6 protein-coding genes are annotated in these 8,476 nt (G+C 70.1%); 4 read left to right on the top strand and 2 right to left on the bottom strand.

Annotation, left to right across the window (positions count from 1 at the left end):
• Window positions 1–143: 143 nt before the first annotated feature.
• Entirely contained in the window at window positions 144–1,802 is a 1,659-nt protein-coding gene (locus tag ACFWQC_RS04545) for a glycosyl hydrolase family 18 protein (RefSeq protein WP_378673665.1), read from the bottom strand.
• Between the two features lie 175 nt (window positions 1,803–1,977).
• Between ACFWQC_RS04545 and ggt the strand changes: the two genes are divergently transcribed.
• The gene (gene ggt / locus ACFWQC_RS04540) at window positions 1,978–3,804 is read left to right on the top strand and encodes a gamma-glutamyltransferase (RefSeq protein WP_378673662.1); all 1,827 of its coding nucleotides are present in this window, start codon (window positions 1,978–1,980) and stop codon (window positions 3,802–3,804) included.
• Here the strand turns inward: ggt and ACFWQC_RS04535 are convergent.
• Window positions 3,801–4,868, bottom strand: coding sequence for a trans-sulfuration enzyme family protein (locus tag ACFWQC_RS04535; protein WP_378673659.1), 1,068 nt, complete (start codon window positions 4,866–4,868; stop codon window positions 3,801–3,803). The two genes, ggt and ACFWQC_RS04535, sit on opposite strands and share 4 nt — an antisense overlap.
• 87 nt (window positions 4,869–4,955) lie before the next feature.
• Here ACFWQC_RS04535 and ACFWQC_RS04530 point away from each other — a divergent pair, with 87 nt between their 5' ends.
• The 3 genes from ACFWQC_RS04530 to ACFWQC_RS04520 are packed head-to-tail and all read left to right on the top strand — an operon-like array spanning window position 4,956 to window position 8,343.
• Window positions 4,956–5,693, top strand: a complete 738-nt coding sequence (locus tag ACFWQC_RS04530; protein WP_378673656.1) for an alpha/beta fold hydrolase — start codon at window positions 4,956–4,958, stop codon at window positions 5,691–5,693.
• A gap of 23 nt (window positions 5,694–5,716) precedes the next feature.
• The gene (locus ACFWQC_RS04525) at window positions 5,717–7,207 is read left to right on the top strand and encodes a Mur ligase family protein (RefSeq protein WP_378673654.1); all 1,491 of its coding nucleotides are present in this window, start codon (window positions 5,717–5,719) and stop codon (window positions 7,205–7,207) included.
• Window positions 7,208–7,227: 20 nt separating this feature from the next.
• On the top strand, window positions 7,228–8,343 hold the full coding sequence (locus tag ACFWQC_RS04520; RefSeq protein ID WP_378673652.1) for a hypothetical protein: 1,116 nt from the start codon (window positions 7,228–7,230) through the stop codon (window positions 8,341–8,343).
• Window positions 8,344–8,476: the final 133 nt, after the last annotated feature.

Raw genomic sequence — 8,476 nt, 5'->3', positions numbered from 1 at the left:
GGCTGCCCCGGACAGTCGCGTTGGTCGCGCGGCCGGTGCCGTTCGGGGGTGTGTTGGGCTCACAACCCGGTAACGCGACCGTGTTGGTCCCGACCCCGGCTCGCTAGCGCTCGCCGGGCTCGACCAGCGGAGCGGTCAGCGGGTCAGGCGGTGCCGAGGTCCTTCCACGGGCCCCACTCCTCGGTGCCCGGGGTGTTGCCCTGGGTCCACCACTTGGCCTCCCACAGGTGACCGCCGTAGGTGACACGGTCACCGGCGACGTACACGGTGGTCGCCGACCATGCGGCCGCCCCGCCGGGCGGGTCGGTCGGTTCCTCGGTCGGCGGGTCCGTGGGCTCCTCGGTGGGCGGGTCGGTCGGGTCGGGCTCCTCGACCGGACCGCCGGTGCCGTTGCGCATCGCGTCGGCGAAGGTGCCGATCAGCTCGCCCTGGCGGTCACCGGAGAGCTCCCACCACATGCCTCCGCCGAGGCCCTTCGAGATGGCGTACGCCGCCTTCTGGGCGATCGTGCGCTTGTTGTCGTAGCTCCACCACTGGTTGCCGTCGTAGCGCCACCCGGCGCCGGTCGCGGCGTCGTAGTGGTCGGTGCCGCGGGACTTGAGCTTGTCGTAGTCCTCGTTGCCGGCCTCGTACGTCCCTGGTGCCGCGGCGGTCGCCGGACCCCACGGGGCGGAGGAGGTCGCACCCTGCCAACCACGGCCGTACGCCGCCATGCCGAGCCCGAGCTGGGCCGGTGAGATGCCGGCGTCCAGGTACTCCCGGACCGACTCGTCCACGCTGAACCGCTTGCCGTCGGGACGCGGGTCGGCGGGGTCGGCGTAGAGGTTGCCCTGGTGGCCGGTCAGCGTCGGGTCCCAGGCACCCCACAGGTCGTAGCCCTGGATGTTGCCGAAGTCGAGGGAGTTGAAGATCGCCGGGTCGTTCCAGCCGCCCGCCTCGATGTCCTGCGGGTTGGCCGGGAGGAACGCGGAGAGCTGGTAGTCCTTGCCCGTGGTCGATCCCAGTGCGTCCAGCTGGGAGCGGAACTCGGCCAGCAGCGCCTTGAAGTTGGCGCGGTCGTTGACCGGGTCGACGTGGTTGCCGGCGTTGCCGTTGGGCGAGCCCGGCCACTCCCAGTCGATGTCGAAGCCGTCGAAGACGCCTGCGGCCGCTCCGGTGCCACCGCGGCCGTCGATGACCGGCAGGTTGCCCTTGATGTAGAGGTCGACGCAGGAGGAGACGAACTTGCGTCGCGACTCCGGCGTCGCCGCCGCGAGGGAGAAGTTCTTCGACCACGTCCAGCCGCCCAGCGAGAGCAGGACCTTCAGGTCGGGGTGCTTCGCCTTGAGTTGCTTGAGCTGGTTGAAGGAGCCGGCCAGGGGCTGGTCCCAGGTGTCGGCCGTGCCGGAGACGGAGGCGTCGGCTGCGTACGACATCCCGTAGTCGGCGTAGGCGTCACCGGCGCCGTCGGAGCCGTTGGGCCCCTCGCCCTGGGCCTTGTTGGCCTCGAAGCAGGTCAGCGTCTGGTGGTGGATGTTGCCGAAGGCGTAGTTGAGGTGGGTGAGGTCGTCGGCGACTCCGGACGTCTCCAGCTGCTTGAGCTTGAAGGCGCGGCCGTAGACGCCCCACTGCACGAAGTAGCCGACGTTGCGGTAGCCGTTGATCGCGGTCGGCTCCGCGGCGGCCGTCTTCAGTGATGCGCTGGACGGGGTGCTGGTGAGGACGAGCGTGCCGGTGAGGGCGAGCGCTCCGGCGAGTGCGCCGATGAGAAGGCCGGCAATCCGGCGTGATCTTCGCTGGGAACGGGGCAAGGCGACATGCATGGTGACACCTCCGAGGTGATGGCTGGCTCGGGCACCAGGCGCCCGAATCGCCATTCGATGGTGGCAGCAGGTTTGTTTGTAAGCAACCCTTACTAATTAAGGAATTTCAGAACGTAATTCGAGGTCGGCGCGGAAGTAGTACGTTCGACGAGCCGCCAATCTCTGGGAGATCGCCATGCTCGGACGCCGCTCTGCAGTTGTCGCCACACTGACCGGAGGTGCGCTCGCGCTGGCCACCCTGGTCCCGTACGCCGGGGCGACCGCCGCCCCGGAGGAGAGGCTGGCGCCACCACCGAAGGTGCCCACCGCGATCGGCTACGGAGGCGCGGTGGCGAGCGTCGACGCTGACGCGAGCCGGGTCGGGCTCGAGGTGCTGCGCAAGGGCGGCAACGCGACCGACGCCGCGGTCGCGACGGCTGCGGCGCTCGGCGTGACCGAGCCCTACTCGGCCGGAATCGGCGGGGGCGGGTTCTTCGTGCACTACTCCGCGCGCACCGGCGAGGTCGAGACGATCGACGGTCGGGAGACGGCGCCGGCCGCGATGCCGCGCGACGCGTTCATCGACCCCGAGACCGGGAAGGAGTATCCGTTCTTCCCTGACATGGTCACCAGCGGGGCCTCGGTCGGAGTGCCCGGCACCCCGCTGACCTGGGACAAAGCGCTGCGGAAGTGGGGCACCCGGTCGCTCGGCCAGTCGCTCGAGCCGGCGGCGCGGCTGGCTCGCCGGGGCTTCGTCGTCGACCAGACCTTCCGCCAGCAGACCGTCGACAACGCGGAACGTTTCGCAGCGATCGATTCCACAGCGGAACTGTTTCTTCCCGGAGGATCGGCGCCCGAGGTCGGCAGCCGGTTCCGCAACCGCGACATCGCCGCGACCTACGACCTGCTCGGACGCAAGGGCGTGAAGGCCTTCTACCGCGGTCCGCTGGCCGCGGAGATCGCCGCGACGGTGGCCGAGCCGCCGAAGAGCGACGACACCGACCTCCCGGTTCCGGCCGGCTGGGTGACCACCGAGGACCTCGCCGCCTACACCGCCCCCGACCGCGAGCCGACCCACTCGACCTACCGCGACCTGGATGTCTACGGGATGGCCCCGCCGTCCTCGGGCGGCACCTCGGTGGGCGAGGCGCTCAACATCCTGGAGCGCTACGAGCTGGCCGGGATGACCAACACCGAGGCCTACCACCATCTGCTCGAGGCGAGCGCGATCGCCTTCGCCGACCGCGGCGCCTACCTCGGCGACCCCGACCACGTCGACGTACCCGTCGAGGCGCTCCTCGACGACACCTTCGCCGCCGAGCGGGCCTGCGGCCTCGACCCCGCGGCGGCCCAGCCCAAGCCCGTGGCGGCCGGTGATGCGTACGACTTCGACGGGGTCTGCGACGGCGCGGAAGGCGCGGGCGAGACCGCGAAGGACACCGAGAATCTCGAGACCACCAACCTGACCGTGGTCGACCGCTGGGGCAATGTCGTCGAGTACACCCTGACCATCGAGCAGACCGGTGGATCCGGCATCACCGTGCCCGGCCGCGGCTTCATCCTCAACAACGAGCTGACCGACTTCTCGACGACCTATCGCGCCGACGACCCCAACCGGATCGAGCCGAACAAGCGCCCGCGCAGCTCGATGTCACCCACGATCGTCCTCTCCGACGGCCGGCCCGTCCTGGCGGTCGGTTCGCCGGGCGGCTCGACGATCATCACCACGGTGCTCCAGATCCTCGTCGAGCGGTACGCGCGCGACCGGACCCTGCCCGAGGCGATGGCGGCGCCGCGGGTCTCCCAGCGCAACGCCGCGAACACCGGCGCCGAGCCGGCGTTCATCGAGGCGTACGGCGGGCCGCTGACGTCGCTGGGACACACCTTCGCCTCCACCGCCGAGCTCGGCGCGGCCACCGCGATCGAAATCGGTCCCGACGGCCTGCTGACCTCGACCGCCGAGCCTTGGCGACGCGGTGGCGGGTCCGCGCTGGTCGTGAGCCCGGAGTCGCCGACCCACTAGCTCCCGATGCGGTCCAGCGCCTGGAGCAGGTCGGCCCAGAGGTCGTCGACGTCCTCGACCCCGACCGACATCCGCACCAGCCCGTCGGGCACCGTCGCCGACTCGGTCTTCCAGCGGCGACGGCGCTCGAAGGTGGACTCGACGCCGCCGAGGGAGGTCGCATGGACCCACAGGGAGGTGGAGTGGGTGAGCAGGTCGGCCTGCTCCGCGGTGGGGAGGACGGCGGCCAGCATGCCGCCGAACCCGGGGTAGCGGACCTCAGCGACCGCCGGGTGCGCGGCCAGGCGCTCGGCGAGGGTCGCCGCGTTGGCGGAGGAGCGCTCGACGCGCAGGTGCAGCGTACGAATGCCGCGAAGCGCCAGCCACGCCTCGAAGGGACCGGGGATCGCGCCGAGTAGGTCGCGACGGGCCTTGAGCACGTCCCACAGCGTGTCGTCGGAGACGACGACCGCACCCATGACGACGTCGGAGTGGCCGGCGATGAACTTGGTGGCCGAGTGGATGACGATGTCAGCGCCGAGCGCGAGCGGCTGCTGAAGCAGGGGAGTGGCGAAGGTGTTGTCGACCACGACCCGCGCCCCGGCCTTGTGCGCGGCGGCGATGACGGCCGGCAGGTCGGCGAGCTGCATCCCCGGGTTGGTCGGCGTCTCGACCCAGACCAGCGCGACCTCGCCGTCGAGCTTCTCGAGCAGCTTCACGACCGCGGCCGTGTTGGAGAAGTCTGTGAGGCGTGCGGTCAACCGGCCGCGCCCCTCGAGATCGGCCAGCTGGCCGATGGTCCCCAGGTAGCTCTGCTCGGTCGCCACGACCACCGAGTCGTTGACCAGGTCGAGCAGCGTCGCGATCGCCGCGAGCCCCGAGGCGAACGACAGCGCCCGCCCGCCCTCGAGCTGCCCGAGCGCCTCCTCGAACGCCACCCACGCGTCGTTGGTGTAGCGCCCGTACTCCTTGTCCCCGCCGGCCACATAGGTCGATGCCATCGTGATCGGTACGTTGAGCGGCTGGTCGGGCTCGTGGGCCGGCCGCCCGGCGTGGACGGCGATCGTGGCGGGCTTGTGATCCATGACTTCGACCCTATTGCCCGCTCGACAACCGGGCTCATGCGCCGCGCGGTTACGGGTCAGCGCATGGTCCCGGATAAGGTTGCGGCCGTGTTGACGACCCTGCTGGATGGACGTGCTTTCGGTGAGAAGCACGGCAAGGATGCTGCCACCGTCGTGGCCCTGCACGGCTGGGCCCGCAACCGCAGCGACTGGGGCTCGACGCTCGAGGGCCTGGACGCGCTCGCGCTCGACCAGCCCGGCTTCGGCGCGACCCCTGCCCCCGAGGAGGCCTGGGGAAGCAAGGAGTACGCCGAGTGGCTGGCCAAGATCCTCGAGGGTCTCGACCGCCCGGTGCTCGTCGGCCACAGCTTCGGCGGCCGGGTGGCCGTCCAGCTCGCCGCGGCCCGCCCGGAGCTCGTCCGCGGCATCGTCCTCACCGGCGTGCCGCTGTTCCGTCCGAAGACCGGTGGCAAGCCCAAGCTCGCCTACCGGATCGGCCGCTGGCTCCACTCCAAGGGGCTGATCCCCGAGACACGGATGGAGGCGCTGCGGGAGAAGTACGGCTCGACCGACTACCGCAACGCCAAGGGCGTCATCCGTGACATCTTCGTCAAGGTCGTCAACGAGTCCTACGGCGACCAGCTGGCAGCCATCCCGAAGGACCTTCCGGTCCGCCTGATCTGGGGCGAGAACGACACCGCCGCACCGGTCTGGATGCCCGGTGCGGCCATGGAGATCCTGGGGGGCAACGCGACCCTGGAGATCGTCCCCGGTTCCGCGCACCTGCTCGACGCGGGACTGGTCAAGAGCCTTCGAGGCGCCATCGACGAACTTCGTACGAACTGAATCTGAGGGGCTGAAGAAGAAGCATGTGGATCGTCCTGGTCACCTCCGCGCTGACCCTGATCTCGTACTACCGCTGGCTGCGGGTCGCTCAGCGTGAGCACTACGAGCCGACGCGGCTGTTCGCGATCGAGTGGATCTGGATCAAGGCACGCCCGGTCGAGGCGATCCTGCTCGGCGCGGTCGTCGTGGTCTGCCTGGCCTCGTTCGTGCTGCCCTATGGCGCACTCGTCGGCGCGCTGCTGTTCATCGGCTGGCCGGTGGGGATGAGCTTCACCGGCGCCAAGCGGCTGGTGTGGACCGACCGCGTCAAGCGCCTGGCCGGCGTGCTGTTCGTGCTGCACGCGATCGTCACCGTCGTGATCGCGCTCGTCGCCCCGACCGCTGCGGGTCTGCTCCCGATCCTCGCGGTCCCGCTGGCCGAGGCGGCGCTGGCGATCATGTGGCCGATCGAGAAGGCGATGGCGAAGAAGTGGCAGGTCCAGGCGGCCGCCACGATCAAGAAGGTCAGCCCGCGGATCGTCGCGATCACCGGCTCCTACGGCAAGACCTCGACGAAGAACTACGCGACCCACCTCATGCAGGGCCGCTGGTCGACGCTGGCCTCACCGGCGAGCTTCAACAACGCGATGGGCCTCTCCCGCGCGGTCAACGACCGTCTCCAGCCCGGCACCGACATCTTCGTGGCCGAGATGGGCACCTACGGCCCCGGCGAGATCGCCGAGCTGACCGAGATCTTCCCGCCGGAGGTCGCCGCCATCACGACGATCGGCGAAGCCCACCTGGAGCGGATGAAGTCGCGCGAGACGATCGTGAAGGCCAAGTCGGAGATCCTCCCGAAGGCCTCGACCGTGGTGCTCAACATCGACGTACCCGAGCTCGCCCTCATCGCCGAGAACCTCCGCGCCAGCAAGCGCGTCATCGCCTGCTCCGCCGTCCCGGGCACCACCGCCGAGGTCGTGGTGGCCGACGGCGCGCTCCAGATCAACGGCGAGACGTACGCCGTCCAGCTGCCTGACGAGGTCGGGCACCCGATCAACGTGGCGATCGCCGTCGGCCTCGCCCTCGCGGTCGAGGTCCCGATCGAGACGATCACCCAGCGTCTGGCGTCGATCCCCGGCACACCCCACCGCGCCGAGGCCAACAGGACGCCCGGCGGCGTCTGGGTCGTCGACGACACCTTCAACTCCAACCCCACCGGAGCCGCCGCGGCGCTCGCGAAGGCCAAGCGGCTGGCAGGGGAGTCGGGCACGGTGTGGACCATCACGCCCGGTATGGTCGAGCTGGGCACCGAGCAGGCCGCGCGCAACATCGAGTTCGCGCAGGCTGCCACGGCCTCCGACAAGATGCGGCTGTGCATCGTCGGTCGCACCAACCGAAAAGCGCTGCGTTCGGGGGAGCCAGCGCGAACCACTGCGTTCGAGAGCCGTAAGGCGGCAGCGGATCATGCTCTGACCGCGGCCAAGGAGGGCGACGTGGTGCTGTACGAGAACGACCTCCCCGACCACTACGCGTAGGACCCCCAGGAGCTTTCACCATGAGCGTTACCAAGGCCACCATCGTCTTCGGCGGTCCCAGCGCCGAGCACGACATCAGCATCCTCACCGGCCTGCAGGCCGAGCGGGTCCTCTCCGGTGCCGGCGTCGAGGTGATGTGCCTCTACTGGGCGCGCTCCGACAAGTGGTTCCTGGTGCCCGCCAAGCAGGAGGCGCGTGACTTCCTCGGCGGCGAGCCGAAGGGCTCCAAGGCCGTCGAGTTCCGCCTCGGCTCCGAGAAGGGCGACGGTTTCTACACCGTCGGCGGCTTCGGCGGCGGCAAGCGCCTCGAGACCGGCCCGATCCTCTCCGCCTTCCACGGCGGAGCAGGCGAGGCCGGCGGCATCCAGTGGCTCTTCGAGCTCGCCGGCCTCAAGGCGACCGGTGCGACCCCGGCCGCGGCCGCACTCGGCATGGACAAGCTCGCCTTCGGTGCGGTCATGCTCAACGCCGGCCTCCCGTCGCTGCAGCGTGAGCTGCTCTCGCGCTTCGCCGCTCCGTCCTTCGAGGGCCCCTACATCGTCAAGCCGCGCTTCGGCGGCTCCTCGATCGGCATCGAGGTCGTCGACGACTACGAGACCGGCCTGGCGCTCCTCAACACCTCCCCGCACCTGCGTGCGGGCGCGGTCGTCGAGCCGTACCGCCCCGACCTCTTCGACCTCAACGCCTCGGTGCGCACCGCGCCCGAGGTCGTGGTGAGCGATGTCGAGCGTCCACTGCGCTCGGACGAGGCGAAGATGTACGACTACTCCGCCAAGTACGTCCACACCGACGGCCTCTCCTCCTCCCCGCGGGAGTTCCCGGCCCAGGTCGAGGAGTCGGTCACCAAGCAGATCAAGGACCTGGCCGTACGCGTCGTGGAGCTCACCGGCCTGACCGGCATCCTCCGCATCGACTTCCTCTCCGACGGCAAGGGCGAGGTCTACATCAACGAGGTCAACTCCATCCCCGGAGCCCTCTCGCTCTACCTGTGGCCCGACACCCCCGCCTCCGAGGTCCTCACCAGCGCCATCGCCGAGGCCGAGAAGCACATCCCCCAGGTCACCCGGAACTTCGAGGAGGGCGTCGCCCTCAAGGCCGCCGGCGGCATCGCCGGCAAGCTCACCGGCCTCAGCTGAGTCCTCCGCCGGTCGAGGGCCACTTCGTTCAGACCCTCGCGCTAGCGAGCGTGGGGGGGGGCAAGCCCAAAACCGAGGGGGGGTGGTTGGTGAGGTCACCCGCGCCCCCCCCCGGGGGCCCCACGGGGGGGGT

Origin of the sequence: Nocardioides sp. NPDC058538 (assembly GCF_042719275.1) — a bacterium.
Taxonomy (GTDB): Bacteria; Actinomycetota; Actinomycetes; order Propionibacteriales; family Nocardioidaceae; genus Nocardioides.
Note: the sequence above shows the minus strand (reverse complement) of the source record. Positions and strands in the feature narration are given on the sequence as shown.

Bases quoted from the DNA above. Each gene is read 5' to 3' on its own strand.
- ACFWQC_RS04545 (WP_378673665.1), bottom strand. From the start codon at position 1,802: ATGCATGTCGCCTTGCCCCGTTCCCAGCGAAGATCACGCCGGATTGCC.
- ggt (WP_378673662.1), top strand. From the start codon at position 1,978: ATGCTCGGACGCCGCTCTGCAGTTGTCGCCACACTGACCGGAGGTGCG.
- ACFWQC_RS04535 (WP_378673659.1), bottom strand. From the start codon at position 4,868: ATGGATCACAAGCCCGCCACGATCGCCGTCCACGCCGGGCGGCCGGCC.
- ACFWQC_RS04525 (WP_378673654.1), top strand. From the start codon at position 5,717: ATGTGGATCGTCCTGGTCACCTCCGCGCTGACCCTGATCTCGTACTAC.
- ACFWQC_RS04520 (WP_378673652.1), top strand. From the start codon at position 7,228: ATGAGCGTTACCAAGGCCACCATCGTCTTCGGCGGTCCCAGCGCCGAG.